14 protein-coding genes and 1 tRNA gene are annotated in these 18,916 nt (G+C 71.7%); 4 read left to right on the top strand and 11 right to left on the bottom strand.

What is annotated here, in order from left to right; translation table 11 throughout:
* Nucleotides 1-16: 16 nt before the first annotated feature.
* The 11 genes from rpmE to argS all read right to left on the bottom strand — a co-directional run bounded on the left by rpmE (nucleotide 17) and on the right by argS (nucleotide 15,310).
* A complete protein-coding gene (rpmE, locus tag AC3EN4_RS13860; protein ID WP_007464546.1) occupies nucleotides 17-241 on the bottom strand; it encodes a 50S ribosomal protein L31 in 225 nt (74 codons plus the stop codon).
* Nucleotides 238-408, bottom strand: a complete 171-nt coding sequence (locus AC3EN4_RS13855) for a hypothetical protein (RefSeq protein WP_435206286.1) — start codon at nucleotides 406-408, stop codon at nucleotides 238-240. Before AC3EN4_RS13855 ends, rpmE begins: the two co-directional genes overlap by 4 nt.
* A gap of 300 nt (nucleotides 409-708) precedes the next feature.
* Entirely contained in the window at nucleotides 709-2,823 is a 2,115-nt protein-coding gene (rho, locus tag AC3EN4_RS13850; protein ID WP_435206285.1) for a transcription termination factor Rho, read from the bottom strand.
* A gap of 295 nt (nucleotides 2,824-3,118) precedes the next feature.
* Entirely contained in the window at nucleotides 3,119-4,063 is a 945-nt protein-coding gene (gene thrB, locus AC3EN4_RS13845) for a homoserine kinase (protein ID WP_435206284.1), read from the bottom strand.
* A 66-nt stretch (nucleotides 4,064-4,129) separates the two neighbouring features.
* On the bottom strand, nucleotides 4,130-5,374 hold the full coding sequence (locus tag AC3EN4_RS13840; RefSeq protein ID WP_435206283.1) for an MFS transporter: 1,245 nt from the start codon (nucleotides 5,372-5,374) through the stop codon (nucleotides 4,130-4,132).
* A gap of 11 nt (nucleotides 5,375-5,385) precedes the next feature.
* Nucleotides 5,386-6,201 (bottom strand): polysaccharide deacetylase family protein, encoded by an 816-nt coding sequence (locus AC3EN4_RS13835; protein ID WP_435206282.1) that lies wholly within the window; start codon nucleotides 6,199-6,201, stop codon nucleotides 5,386-5,388.
* 154 nt (nucleotides 6,202-6,355) lie between these two features.
* Entirely contained in the window at nucleotides 6,356-9,637 is a 3,282-nt protein-coding gene (locus AC3EN4_RS13830) for an efflux RND transporter permease subunit (RefSeq protein ID WP_435206281.1), read from the bottom strand.
* 113 nt (nucleotides 9,638-9,750) lie between these two features.
* Nucleotides 9,751-10,800, bottom strand: a complete 1,050-nt coding sequence (gene thrC / locus AC3EN4_RS13825; RefSeq protein ID WP_435206280.1) for a threonine synthase — start codon at nucleotides 10,798-10,800, stop codon at nucleotides 9,751-9,753.
* A gap of 136 nt (nucleotides 10,801-10,936) precedes the next feature.
* Complete coding sequence (locus AC3EN4_RS13820) at nucleotides 10,937-12,247, bottom strand: homoserine dehydrogenase (RefSeq protein ID WP_435206325.1); 1,311 nt, start codon at nucleotides 12,245-12,247, stop codon at nucleotides 10,937-10,939.
* A gap of 8 nt (nucleotides 12,248-12,255) precedes the next feature.
* The gene (gene lysA, locus AC3EN4_RS13815; RefSeq protein WP_435206279.1) at nucleotides 12,256-13,641 is read right to left on the bottom strand and encodes a diaminopimelate decarboxylase; all 1,386 of its coding nucleotides are present in this window, start codon (nucleotides 13,639-13,641) and stop codon (nucleotides 12,256-12,258) included.
* A gap of 1 nt (nucleotide 13,642) precedes the next feature.
* The gene (gene argS / locus AC3EN4_RS13810) at nucleotides 13,643-15,310 is read right to left on the bottom strand and encodes an arginine--tRNA ligase (protein ID WP_435206278.1); all 1,668 of its coding nucleotides are present in this window, start codon (nucleotides 15,308-15,310) and stop codon (nucleotides 13,643-13,645) included.
* 98 nt (nucleotides 15,311-15,408) lie between these two features.
* On the opposite strand from argS, the gene AC3EN4_RS13805 reads away from it, so the two are divergent.
* The 4 genes from AC3EN4_RS13805 (at nucleotide 15,409) to AC3EN4_RS13790 (ending at nucleotide 18,499) form a co-directional block, all read left to right on the top strand.
* Nucleotides 15,409-16,209: a thioredoxin-like domain-containing protein gene (locus AC3EN4_RS13805; RefSeq protein ID WP_435206277.1), complete on the top strand. Its 801-nt coding sequence runs from the start codon at nucleotides 15,409-15,411 to the stop codon at nucleotides 16,207-16,209.
* Between the two features lie 8 nt (nucleotides 16,210-16,217).
* Nucleotides 16,218-16,886, top strand: a complete 669-nt coding sequence (locus AC3EN4_RS13800; protein WP_422736675.1) for a DUF305 domain-containing protein — start codon at nucleotides 16,218-16,220, stop codon at nucleotides 16,884-16,886.
* Nucleotides 16,887-17,640: 754 nt separating this feature from the next.
* Entirely contained in the window at nucleotides 17,641-18,333 is a 693-nt protein-coding gene (locus AC3EN4_RS13795; RefSeq protein WP_422736676.1) for a winged helix-turn-helix domain-containing protein, read from the top strand.
* Between the two features lie 94 nt (nucleotides 18,334-18,427).
* Nucleotides 18,428-18,499, top strand: a tRNA-Arg gene (locus AC3EN4_RS13790).
* Nucleotides 18,500-18,916: the final 417 nt, after the last annotated feature.

Below are 18,916 nucleotides of genomic sequence, written 5' to 3'. Positions count from 1 at the left end.
GGCGCCGAACGAGGAGTTACTTGGCCTTCTTGGCCTGAACCTTGGCGTACTTCTGCTGGAACTTCGCGACCCGACCGGCGGTGTCGAGAACGCGCTGCTTACCGGTGTAGAACGGGTGGCAGGCGCTGCAGGTCTCGACGTGGATCGCGCCGCCCTTGGCGGTGCTGCGGGTCGTGAACGTGTTACCGCAGGAGCAGCTGACCTCGGTGGTCACGTACTCCGGGTGGATGTTTGCCTTCATTTCGCCTCGGTCCTCTCGTTGGTGGTCGCCGGGTCGCCGTCATCGCTCGTCGCGCCGTACGCGACGGGCTCGGGCGTGAACCGGAACCGGTGTGGCCGATTGACCAGTGTGCCATGGGCCTGAGCCGACCCGGTAAGCGGGCCGCACACCTCGTCCGGCATCGTCAACACAGGTCTCCCTGTCCGCATTCCCGCCGTCCGGGCCGGCATTCGTCCGGGTCGGCGTGCCCGCCCGGAGGCACGGCTGTGCCCTCACCGGCCCCACCAGCCTCCCCTTCGCCACCTTTGCTCTGCTTCAACGGACGCAACGGTTCGTGCCGCTTACTGTTGCGTCCGTTGAAGCAGAGCAAAGGACGTGTGGCGCGCAGACGGGGTGGGACGGGGTGACATTCGGCTGAGGCTGAAAACGAGAAGAGGCGCGGCCGTTGCGACCGCGCCTCTTCTCGTCAACTGGTCAGCGACGGAGGTTCACTCCCCCGGCGTCGACTTCGCGATCTGCATCAGGAACTCGATGTTGGTGCGGGACTGCTTGAGGCGGTCCAGCAGCAGGTCCATCGCCGCCTGCGAGTCCAGCGAGTGCAGCACCTTGCGGAGCTTGTGGATGATGGCCAGCTCCTCGGGCGCGAGCAGGACCTCTTCCTTACGGGTACCGGACGGGTTGATGTCGATGGCCGGGAAGGTCCGCTTGTCGGCGATCTTCCGGTCCAGCTTCAGCTCCGCGTTACCGGTGCCCTTGAACTCCTCGAAGATGACCGTGTCCGCCATGGAACCGGTCTCCACCAGCGCCGTGGCGATGATGGTCAGCGAGCCGCCGTTCTCGATGTTGCGGGCCGCGCCGAGGAAGCGCTTCGGCGGGTAGAGCGCGGTGGAGTCGATACCACCCGACATGATCCGGCCGCTGGCCGGCGCCGCCAGGTTGTACGACCGACCGAGCCGGGTCACCGAGTCGAGCAGCACGACGACGTCGTGCCCCAGCTCGACCAGGCGCTTGGCCCGCTCGATGGCCAGCTCCGCCACCGTGGTGTGGTCCTGCGGCGGACGGTCGAACGTGGCCGCGATGACCTCGCCCTTGATCGACCGCTGCATGTCGGTGACCTCTTCGGGCCGCTCGTCGACCAGCACCACCATGAGGTGGCACTCCGGGTTGTTGCGGGTGATCGCATTGGCGATCGCCTGCAGCACCATCGTCTTACCCGCCTTCGGCGGCGACTGGATGAGCGCCCGCTGGCCCTTGCCGATCGGCATGACCAGGTCGATGACCCGGGTGGTCAGGATGTGCGGCTCGGTCTCCAGCCGCAGGCGCTCCTGCGGGTAGAGCGGCGTGAGCTTGTAGAACTCGGGCCGACGCCGCGCCTCCTCCGGCTCCATCCCGTTGATCGTGTCCAGCCGCATCAGCGGGTTGTACTTGTCCCGCCGCTGGTCGCCGCTGTTGCCGCCCTCGCGGGCCGCCCGCACGGCACCGGTGATCGCGTCACCGCGACGCAGGCCGTACTTCTTGATCTGGGACATCGAGACGTACACGTCGTTCGGGCCGGCCAGGTAGCCGGTCGTCCGGACGAACGCGTAGTTGTCGAGCACGTCGATGATGCCGGCAACGGGGACGAGCACCTCGTCCTCGCCGACCTGCGGTTCACGGCCGCCGGTGTCGCCGCCGGTCTCGCCACGCTCGCCCCGACCACGCCGACGGTCCCGGAAGCGGCTGCGCCGGCCACGCCGACCGCCGCCCTCGCCGTCCTCGTCGTCGCTGTCGCGCTCGACCCGCTGACCACGGTCGTTACGGTCGGCACGCTCCGAACGGTCGTTGCGGTCGCCCCGGTCGTTGCGCTCGGCACGCTCGTTGCGGTCGCCCCGCTCGGCGCGATCGCCCCGGTCGTTACGGTCGGCACGCTCACCGCGCTCGGCACGCTCGCCCCGGTCGTTACGGTCGGCACGCTCGCCCCGGTCGTTGCGCTCGCCCCGGTCGTTGCGCTCGCCCCGGTCGTTGCGCTCGCCCCGGTCGGCACGCTCGCCCCGCTCACCGCGCTCGCCCCGGTCGTTGCGCTCGGCACGCTCGCCCCGGTCGTTGCGCTCGGCCCGGTCGCGGCGGTTCTCGCCACGTTCGGACCGCTCGCCGCCCTCGACCTCGTCGGTACGGGCCTCGGCGGCACGCGGCTCGGCGGTGGCGGCCTCGGCGGTACGGGCCTCCGCCGCAGCGGTACGGCTGCGGCGCGAACGACCACGGCTCTCAGTCTCGGCGGCCGGCTCGGCCGGCGCCTGGTCGGTGCTGCGACCCTCGGCCGCCGGGCGGTCCACGGTCTCCCGCACCTCCTCACGGGCCGGAGCGGCCGCGGCGGCGACCTCGGCCCGCGGTCGAGGGGTTCCGGCGGCGTTGCCGCCCTGCCGCTCGGAGATCGCGGCGATCAGCTCACCCTTGCGCATGCGAGCAGTGCCGGAGATGCCGAGCGACGCAGCCAGGCTCTGCAGCTCTGGCAGCAGCATCGCCGACAGCCCGGTACCGCTGCGCCGACGACGGGCGGGAGCGGCAGCGGTGGCATCGCCAGCGACGTTGGAAACATCCGACGTCACGTCGGTGGTGTCGCTCAATGGATTCCTTCCCTCGATAAGGCCGGGACTGCCCGGAGTCGGAGCTCAGGTGGCCGGGCGGCCTCGGTGCACCCGCCTCGCAAGGACGCGTCGCGGGAGTCTGTGACACAGCAGCCGGTGGTTTCCCGACCCACCAAACGTCGGTGAGCAGGTCTCGCCGTCTGCGGCGACCTGTGGAAACTGCGGTGCGGCGTGGGCCTTGGCAGGGGTGACGGGCTGACCGCCGAGAGCTTCGGGGGTGCGCCGCCCCGCAGGAGATCGCGTGCTTCGCGGCTGTGCTAGGTCTAGAGCGTAATCAACTCTTCCGACCTGCGGCAACAGGGTCCCGCTCGGCGTGTCCCAGTCTACCCCGGGCGACCCGGGCACCGCTGACGTCTATCGGTAACTTCCAAATCTGCCAGTCTGTTCCCGCGTCGAGGCCCGCAGGCGGCTCGCCGAATGCCAGCACACTCGGCCCGGCACCGGAGACCACAGCCGCCACACCCGCCTCTCGCAACGCCCTGACCAGCGCCGATGTGGCTGGCATCCCGGCCGCGCGGTAATCCTGGTGCAGCCGGTCGACGGTGGCCGGCAACAGCAGCGCCGGGTCCGTGGTGAGCGCATGCACCAGCAGCGCGGCCCGTCCCGCGGTCAACGCGGCGTCGGCATGCGGCACGGTGGCCGGCAGCGCGGCCCGCGCGGTCGCGGTCAGGCCGCGCTCGGCGGGCACGAAAACCGTGGGTCGTACGGCGTCGGCGACCGGCAGGGACACCGCCCGGGCACCGTCCGGCTCGGTCCAGGCCAGCGTGAAGCCGCCCAGCAGGCACGGGGCGACATTGTCCGGATGGCCCTCGATCTCGGCGGCCAGCCGGAGCACGGCCGACTCGTCCAGCCGCCGTTCGCCGTCGGCGACCAGGGCACGGGCGAGCAGGACCCCGGCGACGATGGCAGCCGACGACGAGCCGAGGCCGCGCGCCTGCGGGATCCGGTTGACGCAGTCGACGATCAGGCCGGTGGGCTGCGCGCCGAGCACGTCGAACGTGGCCCGCATGGCCCGCACCACCAGGTGCTGGTCGTCGTCCGGCAACTCACCGGCGCCCTGACCGGCTACCGCCACCCGGACCCCGCCGGAGGACACCTCGGCGGCCAGGTCGTCGTAGAGCCCGAGGGCGAGCCCCAGCGCGTCGAAGCCCGGACCGAGATTGGCGCTCGTCGCGGGGACCCGGACCCGGACCGGCCCGGCGGTGAAGTTCGTCGGCACGCGCTCATGCTAGGACCCGACACCGACGATCCGGCCGCTCGCCCGCACCGTGGGACCGGCCGGGTCTCAGCCGGCGGCGCCGGGGACCGGTTCGGCGGCCGGATCGGTCAGCGAGAGACGGCGGGTGGCGATCCGCCAGCCGATCGCGTAGACGACGGTGACCAGTCCGCAGCCGGCCAGCACCACCCGCTCGTCCACCACGTCCACGACCAGGGCCACCGCCAGTTGACTCACCGAGATGGCAAGCGTCGCGAGCATCATGTCGGTGGCGAACACCCGCCCGCGCAGTCGGTCCGGCACCTCGCCCTGGAGGGCGAAGTTCGACATCACCCAGTTGCTGCCGCCCGCGAAGTGCGCCACGAAGACCAGCAGCAGCACCAGCGGGAACCAGCGGACCACCGACGTGCCCACATAGGACAGACCATAGAGCGACATGGAGAGCGCGAGCCCGGGCAGCAACCAGGACCGGTTGGTCAACACCCGGCGCATCAGGATGGGGCCGACCAGCGCACCCGCTCCGCGTACCGCGAAGAGCAGACCCGCGCCCAGCGAACCGACCCCGTACACGCCGGCGAGCAGCGGAAACACCGTCAGCACGCCGTTGCCCAGGCCGACCGCCGACTTGACCGTGACCAGCGCCAGCACCCGAGGCCGGTGCCCGATGTAGCCCAGCGCCTCGCGGACCGCCGTCCACGTCCGCTGCGCCGGCGCCAGCGGGTCGCGGGCCGCCTGCAACGGCCGGCGGATCCGGGTGGCGAGGCCCGCGGCCAGCGCCAGACCCACCGCCGCCACCCAGAAGCAGGCGTACGGGCCCGCGGCCGAGCTGAGCACGCCACCCAGGGACGCGCCCACCACCGTCATGGTGCCCCAGGCCGAGCCGGCCACGGCGTTACCGGCGGCCAACTCGTGCGGCTCCAGCACGTTGGGCAGCGCGGCCTGCGCGGCGGGCGAGTAGAACGCCTTGGCGACCGCGACCGCCCCGATCGCCACCAGGGCCAACCAGGCCGTGCCGCGGTCCCGGACGCCGAGCAGCAGCAGCACACCGGCCAGCGCGGCCAGGTTCGCGGCGATCATGATTTTGCGCCGGTCGAAGCGGTCGGCGATGGTGCCGGTGTACGGCAGCAACAGCGCCACGATGCCGGTGTCCACCGCCAGCACGAGGGCACCCCAGACGCCGCTTCCGGTCAACTGCGGCAGCAGCACCAGTAGCGGCACCATGACGAACCAGTCGGCGCCGAAGACCACCAGCTCGGCGAGGAAGAGGTTGCGGAAGCTCCGATTGCCGGTAAGGACCGAAAGGGTGGACGCCACGGACCGGCACCCTACCCGGTCGGCGTGCCGGCCACACCCGCTCCCAGCAGCGCCGAGACGGTGACGAAGGTGTACCCGCGCGCCCGGAGTCCGGTGATCATGTCGGGCAGGCCGCGCAGCGCGACCAGCCGCCGCCGCTGACCGACGTCGTGCCCGAGCAGGATCGTCCCGGGCCGGACGCCGTCCACGATCCGGCGGGCATGGCCGGCAGGGTCGCCGGGGAACTCCCGCTCGACCATCTGCAACGACCAGAGCACCAGCCGATAGTTCAACCGGGCGGCCGCGTGCAGCACCGCACCGCCCAGGTGCCCGTACGGCGGACGGACCAGCCGGGGCGCGCGGCCCGTCACGTCGGTGATCACGTCGTGGGTACGGCTCAGGTCGTCGTACACCGCGGCGGCGTCCAACTGCGCGAGGTCCCGGTGCGCCCAGCTGTGATTGCCGACCTCGTGCTCGCCGAGCCGGTCGCGTACCAGGTCGGCATGCTTGCGCACCTGGGTGCCGACCAGGAAGAAGGTGGCGGGCACCCGGTGCTGGGCGAGGGTGTCCAACACCATGGGCGTCCACTGTGGGGCCGGACCGTCGTCGAAGGTGAGGGCGACCAGCCGCTGGGTGGTCGACCCCGACCAGACGACCGGCAGGGCGCCGGTGCCGACGTCCTGAGCGCCGTTGCCGACCGTGGCGCTGGCCGGGCCGCCGGCCAGCGGGAGTCGCCGGTGGGTCAACCAGATGTCCGTGACACTCGCCCCGGCGGCCGCTCCGGTCACCACCAGGGCACCTCGGCGCAGCAGGTCGCGCCGGGACCAACCGCGCGCGCCCTCGCTCATCCGCCTGCCCCGCTCCTCAAACCTGACCTCTACCAGGAGTATGCAAGAGGCGACACAAAGTCGAGGTCCGGTCGCGCGATCGGTGTGTTCACGGGCGCGACGGACAGCGCCCCCGGCAGGCGATCCTGCCGGGGGCGCTGTGTGATCCGTGCGACTACTCGGTGGGCTCCGACGGCGGCAGCGGAGAGGTGCGGCTACGGGGCAGCCGCAGCACCTCGAACTGGTCCGTCCCGTCCACCAGCGCACCCGACGGCGCGGGGCGCGTCGCCGACGGCTGCGCGCTCTCGGCCGACGTCGCCGCCGGTGCGCTCGCCGGCACCGCCACCTGGTTGGGACCGTCCGGCTCGACGGTCTCCGACCCGCTCGGCGCGGCGTCGCCGGAACGCCGGCGGGTACGGCGTCCCCGCAGCGACTCCTTGGTGTGCTCCACCATCGAGTAGAGCGTCGGCACCAGGATCAGCGTCAGCAGCGTCGAGCTGAGCAGGCCACCGATCACCACGACCGCCAGCGGCTGCGAGATGAAGCCGCCCTCGCCGGTCAACCCGAAGGCCATCGGCAGCAGCGCGAAGATCGTCGCGACCGCGGTCATCAGGATCGGACGCAGCCGCCGCCGGCCACCCTCGACCACCGCCTCCTGGACCCCCATGCCCCGTGCCCGGTACTGGTTGATCAGGTCGAGCAGCACGATGGCGTTGGTCACCACGATGCCGACCAGCATCAGCACGCCGATCAGCGCCGGCACACCCAGCGGCGTCCCGGTGATCAACAGCAGACCGATCGCGCCGGTCGACGCGAACGGGATGGAGATCAGCAGGATCAACGCCTGGGTGAGGCTGCGGAACGTCGCCACCATGATCAGGAACACGATGGCGATGGCGACGAGTACCGCCAGGCCCAGGTCACCGAAGGCGTCCGACTGGTCGGCGCTGACCCCACCGATGGTGAAGGTCGCCCCCGGGACGTCGATGCCGTCGAGCCGCTTCTGCAGCTCCTTCGTGGTCGCGCCCAGGTTGGAACCGGTCGCGGCGCCGGTCACCGAGACGCTGCGCTCACCGTCGATCCGGGTGACCTGCTGCGGCCCCTCGGCCTGCGTGACGTCCGCGATGTCGTCCAGCTTCACCGGTCCGACCGGAAGGGCCCGCAGCTCCTCCACCGACACCGGCGCGGTCGCGCTCAGCCGCAGCACCACGTCCTGCTGGCGGCCGTCGAGCGCCACCTGCCCCAGCGGAGCGCCACGGAACGCCTGCGACACGAGCTGACCGACGGCGGCCTCGGTGAGGCCGACCCGGCCGGCCGCGACCCGGTCGACGGTCACGTCCACCCGCGGCACGCGCGCGGCGAGGCTCGTGGTGACGTCCTCGACGTCCGGGACGTCGTCCATCGCCGTACGGGCCGCCTCGGTCGCGCGGGTCAGCACCTCCGGGTCGCTGGCCTGGACGATCACCTCCAGCTGACTGGTCGACGCGTCCTGGCCACCGCCGAAACTGACCTCGCCCACGCTGGTGCCGAGCTTGTCGAACTCCCGCCGCAGTTCCTCGCGTACCTGCTTGGCGTCCTTGTCGCCGCCGAGCGCCAGTGACCAGCTCGCGACGTTGTTGCCGCCGCCGCCCGCCCACGGCGTGTCGCCGCCCCCGGCCGTCACCTGGTACGTGTCGATCCCCTTGATCCGGCCAAGGACCGCCTCGACCTGTTTGGCCGCGGCGTCGGTCGCGGCCAGACTGCTGCCCGCCGGCAGTTCCTGCCGGAAGCTGAGCGTGTCCTGGCCGGAGTCGTCCAGGAAGTTCGTCTCCAGCTTCTGCGCCAGCCCGAAGGTGGCGAAGAGCACCAGCAGGCCCAGCCCGACGGTGATCCAACGGGTCGACCGCTTGCGGGTGGCGAAGCCGATGACCGGCAGGTACGCCCGCTGCAAGGGGCTACGCAGCTCCTTCTCCTCGGCCTCGCGGCGCACCGCCTCGTCGTCGACGGTGCCGCCGCGCGGCTTGAGGAACCAGTACGCCAGCACCGGGATCACCGTCAGCGAGACCAGCAGCGAGGCGAGCAGGGCCACCGTCACGGTGATCGCGAACGGCGCGAAGAGCTGCCCGACGAATCCGCCGACCAGCGCGATCGGGGCGAACACCGCCACCGTCGTGAGGGTGGACGCGGTCACCGCGCCAGCCACCTCACGGACACCGGTGATGATCGCGTGCCGCTTCTCCTCGCCGTACTCCAGATGCCGTTTGATGTTCTCCAACACCACGATCGAGTCGTCCACCACCCGGCCCACCGCGATGGTCAGCGCGCCGAGGGTCAGCAGGTTGAGCGAGTAGTCGCCGATCCACAGGGCGATCAGCGCCACCAGCACCGACAGCGGGATGGAGACCGCGGTGACCACCGTCGAGCGCACCGACAGCAGGAACACCAGGATGACGATGACCGCCATCAGCAGACCCAGCAGGCCCTCGGTGGTCAACGACTCGATCGACTTCTCCACGAACGGCGCCTGGTCGAAGACCACGGTCAACTCCGCGCCGGAGGCGTCCTTCAGGTCGGCCAGCCGGTCACGGATCTCGTGGGAGATCTCCACCGCGTTGCCGTCCGGCGCGGCGGTGACGGCGATGCCGAGGCTGTCCTTGCCGTTGGTCCGGGTGATCGCGGTGGCCGGGGCGAGCTGCTGCTCGACCGTCGCCACGTCACCGAGGCGGACCGGGGTCGCACCGGGCGCGACGACGATGCCGCGCAGGTCGTCCAGGGTGGCGACCGGCGTTCCGACCTGCACCGGCAGGGCCAGGCCGCCCGAGGCCACCGCGCCGGCCGGCACGGACACGCCGTTGGTCTTGAGGGCGGTCCCGATCGCGGTCGGCGCGAGCTTCGCCGCGGCCAGCTTCGCCGGGTCCGGGGTGACCACCACGACGTCGTCGCGGGTGCCGGTCACCTCGACCGTACGGACGCCCTCGATGCTCTCCAGCTCCGGCACCACCGTGGCGCGCAGCTTCTCGGCGAGCGCCCGCTCGTCCGCACCACCGGCCGCGGCCAGCACCACCGCCGGCAGGTCGTCGGTGCTGCCCGCGATGACCTGCGGGTCGACGCTGTCCGGCAACTGGGCGTCGATCCGGCTCAGCGCGGTCTGCATCTTGTTGACCACGTCGTCCAGGTCGGTGCCGAACTCGTACTCCACCTGGACGGTGGCCGATCCCTCACGGGACGTTGAGGTGATCTTGTCCAGCCCGGGGATGCCCTGGAGGGCGTTCTCGATCGGCTCGGTCACCTGCGACTCGACGATCTCGGGTCCGGCGCCGGGGTAGGCGGCCACGATGAAAGCGGCCGGGAACTCGAGCGACGGCAGCAGTTGCTGCTTCAGCGACGGCACGGCGAACGCTCCGAACGCCGTGGTCACCACCGCTATGAGGGCGACCAGCCCTCGGTTGGCGAGGCTGAATCTGGCGAGCAGCGACATCGGCCTGGCTCACTCCTGGAAGAGAATGCGGGCGGGGATACGTGAAAGTGTGCCGGACTCGATCACCGGAACCCCCGCCGCCCCCAGGGGCGGCCCACCGCGCGGTGGCGCGCTCAGGCCAGGTCGAGGGCGCGGGCCGCGGCCAACGGGTCGTTGCCGATGGTCAGCGGGGCGGGCGCGGTGGAGATCGCCCACTCCGGGTCCTTGAGACCATGGCCGGTCACCGTGCAGACCACCGTCGAACCGGCCGGCACCGCTCCCGCGGCGGCCTGCTGGAGCAGGCCCGCCACGCTGGCCGCGCTGCCCAACTCGACGAAGACGCCCACCTCACGGGCGAGCAGCCGGTACGCCGACAGGATCTCCCGGTCGGTCACCGCCGCGATGAGGCCGCCGGAGGCCTCCCGCGCGTCGAGCGCCTTGGTCCAGCTCGCCGGGTTGCCGATCCGGATGGCGGTGGCGATGGTGGACGGCTCCGGCACCACCTGACCGGTCACGATTGGCGCCGCACCGGACGCCTGGAAGCCGTACATCTTCGGCGCGCGCGTGGTGGCGCCGGCGGCCTGCTCCTCCGAATACCCCATCCAGTACGCGGAGATGTTTCCGGCGTTGCCGACCGGCAGGCAGTGGATGTCCGGGGCGTCGCCGAGCGCCTCGACGATCTCGAACGCGGCGGTTTTCTGCCCGTGCAGCCGGTCGATGTTCACCGAGTTGACCAGCGCGACCGGGTGGTCCTGGGCCAGCTTGGCGGCGAGCGCCAGACAGTCGTCGAAGTTGCCGCTGACCTGGAGCAGCTTCGCGCCGTGCACCAGCGCCTGGGCCAGCTTGCCCAGCGCGATCTTGCCCTGCGGCACCAGCACCGCGCAGGTCAGCCCGGCCCGGGCCGCGTACGCCGCGGCGGAGGCGCTGGTGTTACCGGTGGAGGCGCAGATGATCGCCTTGTTGCCGGCCTCGACCGCCTTCGACACGGCGAGGGTCATCCCCCGGTCCTTGAAGGAGCCGGTCGGGTTGGCGCCCTCCACCTTCAGGTAGACGTCACAACCCAGCCGGGCCGAGAGCACCGGCGCCGGCAGCAGCGGGGTGTTCCCCTCGTGCAACGTGACGACCGGCGTGGCCGCGGTGACGGGCAGCCGATCCCGGTACGCCTCGATCAGACCCCGCCACATGTCGCTCTCCTCGCCTCTCTACCGCCGCTTCGACCCGAGCACCGGGTCACCCTGGACCACCCTGCCGGAGCCATCGATGGCACACCCCGGGTTACCCACCTGGCGGGACGCCCGGACCGTCTGATGGCCCAACGACTCAGGCGCCGCCCTCGACCCGCAGCACGCTCGTCACCGACCGGACGATGTCCAGGCCACGCAGTTCCTCGACGGTCGCGGCGAGCGCGGCGTCCGGCGCGACGTGGGTGACGATGACCAGCTCGGCGTCGCCGTCCCGACCGGGGGCACCACCCGCCGAGCCCTGGCGCACGGTCGCGATCGACACGTCGTGCCGGGCGAACACGCCCGCCACGGCGGCCAGCACACCGGATCGGTCGGCCACGTCCAGACTGACGTGGTAGCGGGTCAGCGCCTCACCCATCGGCCGCACCGACAGGTCGGCGTACGCGCTCTCGCTGGCCGCGCGGACGCCGGCGAGCCGGTTGCGGGACACCGCCACCACGTCGCCGAGCACCGCGCTGGCGGTCGGCGCGCCGCCCGCGCCCCGGCCGTAGAACATGAGCTGCCCGGCGGCGTCGGCCTCGACGAAGACCGCGTTGAACGCGTCGCCGACGCTGGCCAGCGGGTGGCTGCGCGGAATCATCGCCGGGTGCACCCGGACGCTGACCGTCTCCTGACCGGCCGCGTCGACGCCCCGCGCGGCGATGCAGAGCAGCTTGATCGTGCAGCCCATCGCCTGGGCACTGGCCATGTCCGCGGCGGTCACCTCGGTGATGCCCTCGCGGTGCACGTCGGCCGCGCCGACCCGGGTGTGGAAGGCCAGCGAGGCGAGGATGGCGGCCTTGGCCGCCGCGTCGAAGCCCTCCACGTCGGCGGTGGGGTCGGCCTCGGCGTACCCCAGCTCGGTGGCCTCCTCCAGGGCCTCGGCGAAGCCGGCGCCGGTGGCGTCCATCGCGGACAGGATGAAGTTGGTGGTGCCGTTGACGATGCCGGTGACCCGGTTGATCCGGTCGCCGTGCAGTGACTCGCGCAGCGGGCGCAGCAGCGGGATGGCGCCGGCGACGGACGCCTCGTAGTAGAGGTCCCCGCCGCCCTCGGCGGCGGCCTCGTGCAACGCCACGCCGTCCTCGGCGAGCAGCGCCTTGTTGGCGGTGACCACGCTCTTGCCGGCGCGCAGCGCCTCGACCAGCCAGCTCCGGGCCGGCTCGATCCCGCCGACCACCTCGATCACCACGTCCACGTCGTCGCGCTTGATCAGCCCGAGCGCGTCGGTGGTGAACAGGTTCTCGTCGATCGGCAGGTCACCGCGGTCGCGGCCGAGCCGGCGGACGGCGATGCCGGCGATCTCCAGTGGAGCGCCGATCCGGGCGGCCAGGTCGGCCGACTGCTCGTGCAGCAGCCGGACCACATCCTGGCCGACCGTGCCGCAGCCGAGCAGAGCCAAGCGCACAGGTGACGTCATCCCACATCCAATGCCAGCAGGTCCTCTTCGGTTTCCCGCCGGACGATCAGGCGCGCCTGGCCGTCGCGTACCGCGACGACCGGCGGCCGGGGCACATGGTTGTAGTTGCTGGCCATGCTCCGGCAGTACGCGCCGGTGCCGGGCACCGCGACAAGATCTCCGGGCTGCACGTCGGCGGGCAGGAATTCATCCTTCACCACGATGTCCCCGGACTCACAGTGCTTTCCCACCACGCGGGCGAGCAACGGCTGCGCGTCCGAGGCGCGCGAGGCCAGCGTCGCCGAGTACGAGGCGTCGTAGAGGGCGGTACGGATGTTGTCGCTCATCCCGCCGTCCACGCTCACGTACGTCCGGATGCCGTCGAGGTCCTTGACCGTGCCGACCTCGTAGAGGGTGAACACGGCCGGCCCGACGATGGCCCGGCCCGGCTCGATCGACAGGTGGGGTACGGCCAGGTTCTCGGCGGCGCACTCCGAGTCGACGATCTTGCGGAGCCGCTTGGCCAGGTCCTGCGGTGCGGCCGGGTCGTCCTGGGTGGTGTACGCGATGCCGAAGCCGCCGCCCAGGTCCAGCTCGGGCAGCTCCACCCCACGGGCGTCGCGGATCTGCGCCTGGAGGGCGAGCACCCGTCGGGCCGAGACCTCGAAGCCGCTGGCGTCGAAGATCTGCGAACCGATGTGCGAGTGCAGGCCACGCAGCTCCAGCACGTCCTCGTCGAGGATCTTGAAGGCGGCGTTCGCGGCGGCCCCACCGGCCAGCGAGAAGCCGAACTTCTGGTCCTCGTGGGCGGTCGCGATGAACTCGTGGGTGTGCGCCTCGACGCCCACCGTCACCCGGACCAGCACCCGGGGCCGGACACCGCGCTCGCGGGCCAGGGCGGTGAGCCGGTCGATCTCGGTGAACGAGTCGACGATGATCCGGCCCACCCCGGCGTCCAACGCCCGGCCCAGCTCGGCGACCGACTTGTTGTTGCCGTGGAAGCCGATGCGCTCCGGCGGCATCCCCGCCGACAGCGCGGTGGCCAGCTCACCGCCGGTGCAGACGTCCAGGTACAGGCCCTCCTCGGCGATCATCCGGACCACCGCCCGGCAGAGGAACGCCTTGCCCGCGTAGTAGACGTCCTCGGTCGGGAAGGCCGCCCGGAAGTCGCGGCAACGCGAGCGCAGGTCGGCCTCGTCGAGGACGTACACCGGGGTGCCGAACTCGGCCGCGATGTCGCGGACGCTCAGGCCCGCGACGGTGACCGCGCCGTCCGCGCCGCGCGCCACCGACCGCGGCCACAGCGCCGGCACGAGGGCGTTGACGTCGACCGGGGTACGCAGCCAGGCCGGCCCCTGGTTGCTGATGTCCGCATGCAGCGCGCCGGCCTCGTGAGCCCGCATGTCACATCCTCTCGGGGGCGGAGACGCCGAGCAGGCGCAGACCGTTGGCGATCACCGTGCGGGTGGCGTTGTTGAGCCAGAGCCGGGCCCGGTGCAGGTCGGTGACCTCCTCGTCGCCCAACGGCAGCACACGGCAGTTGTCGTAGAACCGGTGGTAGGAGGCCGCGACGCTCTCCTCCAGGTAACGGGCCACCCGGTGCGGCTCGCGCAGCTCGGCGGCCGTGGCCACCACCGCCGGGAACTCGGCGAGCGCCTTGAGCAGCTCGTTCTCCTTCTCATGGTCCAGCAGCTCGGGGCGGAACGCGTCGGCGTCGCCCGGGACCAGGCCCACCTCGGCGGCGTTGCGGGCCACGCCCGCCGTCCGGGCGGCCACGTACTGCACGTAGTAGACCGGGTTGTCGCGGGTCGCCCGGGTCCACAGCTCGATGTCGATGTCGATCGGCGAGTCGCTGGAGTAGCGGGCCAACGCGTACCGGGAGGCGTCCACGCCGATCGCATCGACCAGGTCCTCCAGGGTGATCACGGTGCCGGCCCGCTTGCTCATCCGCATCGGGGCGCCGTCGCGCAGCAGGTTGACCAGCTGCCCGATGAGGATCTCCAGGTTGCGGTCCGGATCGTCACCGAAGCAGGCCGCCATCGCCTTCATCCGGCCGATGTAACCGTGGTGATCGGCGCCCAGCATGATCACGACCCGCTCGAAGCCGCGCTCGCGCTTGTCGAGGTAGTAGGCGCAGTCCGCCGCGAAGTAGGTCCACTCGCCGTTGGACTTGCGCAGCACCCGGTCCTTGTCGTCACCGAAGTCGGTGGTCCGCAGCCAGGTGGCGCCCTCGGACTCGTACAGGTGCCCCTGCTCGCGCAGCCGCGCCAGTGCGAGATCCAGCTCGCCCCGGTCGTGCAGGTCCTTCTCGTTGAAGTAGGTGTCGAACTCCACCCCGAAGTCGCGCAGCGACGACCGGATCTCGTCGAACATCAGCGCGACACCCTCGACCCGGAACACCTCCTGGGCGGCGGCGTCGTCGAGGTCGAGCACGTCCGGCCGGCGGGCCTGCACCTCATTGGCGATCTCCGCGATGTACGCGCCGCCGTAGCCGTCCTCCGGCACGGCCTCACCCTTCGCGGCGGCCAGCAGCGACCGAGCGAACCGGTCGATCTGCGAGCCGGCGTCGTTGAAGTAGTACTCGGTGCCGACGTAGGCGCCGGTGGCCCGCAGCAGCCGGCTCAACGCGTCGCCGACGGCCGCCCAGCGGACGCCGCCGATGTGCACCGGGCCGGTCGGGTTGGCCGAGACGAACTCCAGGTTGATCCTCTCGCCCGCGAGCCGGTCGCTGCGGCCGTACTCCGGGCCGGCCTCGACGATCACCCGGGCGAGCTGGCCGGCGGCGGCAGCATCCAGCCGGATGTTGAGAAAGCCCGGCCCGGCGATCTCCACCGACTTGATCCCGGGCGCCCGACCCAGCTCGTCGGCCAGCGCGGTGGCCAGCTCACGCGGCGGAACACCCACCTTCTTGCTCAACTGCAGGGCGAGCGTGGAGGCGTAGTCGCCGTGCTCGGGGTTGCGCGGTCGCTCCACCACCGTGCGCTCCGGCAGCGCGGCGTGATCCAGGCCACGGTCGGCGAAGACGGCGTGGGCGGCGGTGAGGACGACCGAGGCGAGTTCTGCAGGAGTCACCCAACCATGTTATCGGGGGTAGACTCGGGCACTCGGCGGCTACCCTGCGCGTCAACCGGCCCGCCATCTCCCCTGACCGACCGACTTGACGAGGCACGATGAGCATCAGCACCCCGGGTGGCCCGGAGCGCCGCCCGACCGTGGTCAGCACCGGCAAGAAGCCGGCTGCGGGCCGGCCGGCGTCCGGCGCCAAGGCCGGTTCCGGCAAGCCGGCGGGCTCCCCCCGGGCCGGCGGCAAGGGCCCCCGCAAGCCGGTGGCACCGGTCAAGGTGAGCCAGGGCCGGGCCTGGGGTCCGATCGCGCTCTTCGTCGCCGTGGGCGTCATCGCGGCCGGCATCATCGGCTACGGCTCCTGGGCGGCGTTCCAGGGCTCCAAGCCGTGGGACAAGCGGGCCAACGCCATCGACGGCATCACCAACATCCGCAAGTCCGACCCGGAGAGCCTCAAGTACGAGGCGCACAAGGCCGGCCCCCTGACCTACAAGTACTCGCCGCCGGTGGGTGGCGTGCACAACGCGGCCTGGCAGAACTGCATGGGCGACGTGTACGACGCCCCGATCGCCAGCGAGCACGCGGTGCACAGCCTGGAGCACGGCGCGGTGTGGATCACCTACCGGCCGGACCTGCCCAAGGACCAGGTCGACAAGCTCGCCGGCAAGGTGCGTGGCGTCGAGAAGATGCTGATGAGCCCGTACGAGGGTCTGGACAAGCCGATCTCGCTCCAGGCGTGGGGCTACCAGCTCAAGGTCGACAACGCCGACGACAAGCGGATCGACGACTTCATCAAGGACCTCCGGGTCAACGCCTCGGTCGAGGGCCCCACGGCACTCTGCAACCAGGGCGTCACCGCCACCGGCACCACCCCGCGTGAGCTCCAGCAGCAGCCGCCCACCCAGTAAGGACGTCGATGACAGCCCCCGCCACCACCGACAGCGAGTACGACGAGGCCCAGGCCGTCCCGGACGAGGACGGCCGGGCACCGGCGCGGCGTTACGGCGTGCTCGCGTTGGCCGCCCTGCTGGTGGTGGGGCTGTTGCTCGGGTACGCCGGCGGTCTGCTCACCCCGCGGCTCACCCGCCCGGGTGACGCCTCGGTCGAGGCGGGCTTCGCGCGGGACATGACGACCCACCACACCCAGGCTGTGGAGATGAGCCTGATCGCGTACCGGTCGGCGACGCTGCCCGAGGTCCGGCAGATCGCCGTCGACATCGCCACCGGCCAGCAGGGCGAGATCGGTGCCATGCAGACCTGGCTGCGCGAGTGGGGGCTGAGCCCGACCGGCTCGGAGCCGCCGATGTCGTGGATGTCCGACGGCGCGACCGTCAAGGACGGGCTCATGCCGGGCATGGCCACACCACAGCAGATGGCCGCCCTGCGCGACGCCAAGGGCATCGAGGTCGACCGCCAGTTCCTGGCCCTCATGTACAACCACCACCTGGGCGGCATCCACATGATCGACGCGGCGCTCGCCGAGACCGACAACGCCGAGGTGGTACGCGTGGCCGAGACCATGAAGTCGACCCAGCAGTCCGAACTGAACAACCTCCGGCAGCTCCAGGCGCAGGCCAAGGGCTGATCCACTCCGAGGGCGTACCGGGCCCGCGTCACCGCCACACCGAGGCGGGACGCGGGCCCGGCCCATGTACGGCCACTTCCCCAGGCTGGCCAGGCCGCACCGGGCCGCGATAAGGCCCGGCGGGATTCGACAGACCGCAGCACAGCCGCCCGCGGCGCGGCGTCGGCGAGCGCGGGCGCGGGCGAGCGCGGGGTGGCGCGGGCGAGTGGGATGGGGCAGGACGGGACAGGGCGGGCGCAGCGGGGCGCGGGCGCCCGCGGGGCGGCGTAGGCGGACGAGCGCGGGGCCGGCGCGGGCGAGCGCGGCGGGACGGGGCAGGGCGGGCGGCGGGGCGTGGCGGAGCGCGGGCGGGCGACCGCGGCAGGACGGGATAGGACGGGCGCGGCACAGCGCGGGCTCGATGATCGACTCGGTTTCCTGCAAGGTGGGCTGTCGGCGCGGCCGGGACACCCCGACTTCCGAGAAATCGAGACGATCACGGCCTCCACGCCGTCGGGGTGCGCGAGATCGGCGATGTGGCGGTGTCCAGGCGTGCGGATGCCGCCACATCGGCGACCTGGTGACGGGCCACCTCAAGACGCCGCCGATCCGCGCCTCGCCGCCGGGTCTGCGGGGCCACGCAACGACCTGCGCGTCCCATAAAGACCGTCTCGTCGCTTTTGAGCGCTTTGCGTTAGACAGGCGATTGCGTTGCTTAGAGAGTTTTCTCCACACATATCGTGACCAGTTGTGATTCGGGCTCGTTGCCCAAGACGTGGGGGTTGCACTCAGAGACGCACGGCGCTCGGTCACCAGTTGGTGCCGACGCCACACCATCGGCGGTGACGGGGCGGTGGCAGCCGTCCGTCGCGGACAGCGGCAGGGCGAGCCGGGAATGCTCAGCCGCGACCAGGAACTCGAACTGATCGACACACTCCGGGGCGTCCACCCCGACGAGTTCGGCCTGGACGAGGAGCTGTGGACACGGCAGAGCCTCACCACGCTCATCCAGCGCCGGTTCGACCTTCCGTTGGACGTGGGAGCGGTCGGGGCGTACCTGCGGGCCTGGGGGTTGGGTCCGCGCGAACCGCGCGAGCGAGCCTGCGGGCTCTGCGTCAGCGCGGTCGAACGGTGGGTACGCAGCGAGTACCCGGCGATCACCCGGACGGCCCAGGAGCACCTGGCTGAGGTCTACTGGATCGGGCGGGTACGGCTGCGCGGCACGATGCCGGCCGCCGACGTGATCTCCGCCGTCTCATCCCGGGGCCGGGTGCGCTTCATGATCACGACACCGACGGTCGATCCGCCGCTCCCCCGCGACTTCGTCCTGCGACTCAGCGGCGAGGAGCAGCGCACCGTCCACCTGATCGTGGACGGATCCTGGCCCCGCAACGAGTGGCCGCGCCGACTGCCCCGGCGGATCGTCCTGCACCCGCTGCCCAGTTGCGGGCGGGCCGTCGCGGCCTGAGTGCCGGGTGGGCCGGTCGACGCGACACGGTCGGCCCACCCGATACCGATTCGGCGTACGCCCGGGAGGTTTGCTAGTCTTCTCCCGTCGCTGAGCCCCCGTAGCTCAGGGGATAGAGCACCGCCCTCCGGAGGCGGGGGCGCAGGTTCGAATCCTGCCGGGGGCACAAGCTTTTCGCGCTCCATGTCCGCTGAAGAACGCGGACCTGGGGCGCTTGTCATTTCTGCTCCGGGGCCGAGCCCCGGACCCCACGCTCCCGGCGCCAGCTCACGTCGACCCGCTCCGGGCCCAAGCCCCACCCTCCCGGCGCCAGCTCACGTCGACTCCGCCCCGGGCCTGAGCCCTGGACCCACGTCTTCCACGGCGCCAGCTCACGTCAACCCGTCCCAGGCCCAAGCCCTGGACCCCACGTTCTCCGGTGCCAGCCCACGTCGACCGGTTCCGGCCCGAGCCCGGACACACGCCCTCGCACCCGACTCGCGCCGAACCACCCCACCCCGAACCCCTTGACCCCGCGATCTTGCAGTTCCGGTTGTCGTTCTGGGGCGGAATGCGCCTTCTGTCGCCACAGAAAGTGCAAGAT

The sequence above is a fragment of the Micromonospora sp. bgisy143 genome (assembly GCF_057708145.1).
This window is presented reverse-complemented; position numbering and strand designations above follow the sequence as displayed.

What these genes read in the sequence shown, in the direction of transcription:
- rpmE (WP_007464546.1), bottom strand. Translation starts at nt 241, where the DNA reads ATGAAGGCAAACATCCACCCGGAGTACGTGACCACCGAGGTCAGCTGC.
- AC3EN4_RS13835 (WP_435206282.1), bottom strand. Translation starts at nt 6,201, where the DNA reads ATGAGCGAGGGCGCGCGCGGTTGGTCCCGGCGCGACCTGCTGCGCCGA.
- AC3EN4_RS13830 (WP_435206281.1), bottom strand. Translation starts at nt 9,637, where the DNA reads ATGTCGCTGCTCGCCAGATTCAGCCTCGCCAACCGAGGGCTGGTCGCC.
- thrC (WP_435206280.1), bottom strand. Translation starts at nt 10,800, where the DNA reads ATGTGGCGGGGTCTGATCGAGGCGTACCGGGATCGGCTGCCCGTCACC.
- lysA (WP_435206279.1), bottom strand. Translation starts at nt 13,641, where the DNA reads ATGCGGGCTCACGAGGCCGGCGCGCTGCATGCGGACATCAGCAACCAG.
- AC3EN4_RS13805 (WP_435206277.1), top strand. Translation starts at nt 15,409, where the DNA reads ATGAGCATCAGCACCCCGGGTGGCCCGGAGCGCCGCCCGACCGTGGTC.
- AC3EN4_RS13800 (WP_422736675.1), top strand. Translation starts at nt 16,218, where the DNA reads ATGACAGCCCCCGCCACCACCGACAGCGAGTACGACGAGGCCCAGGCC.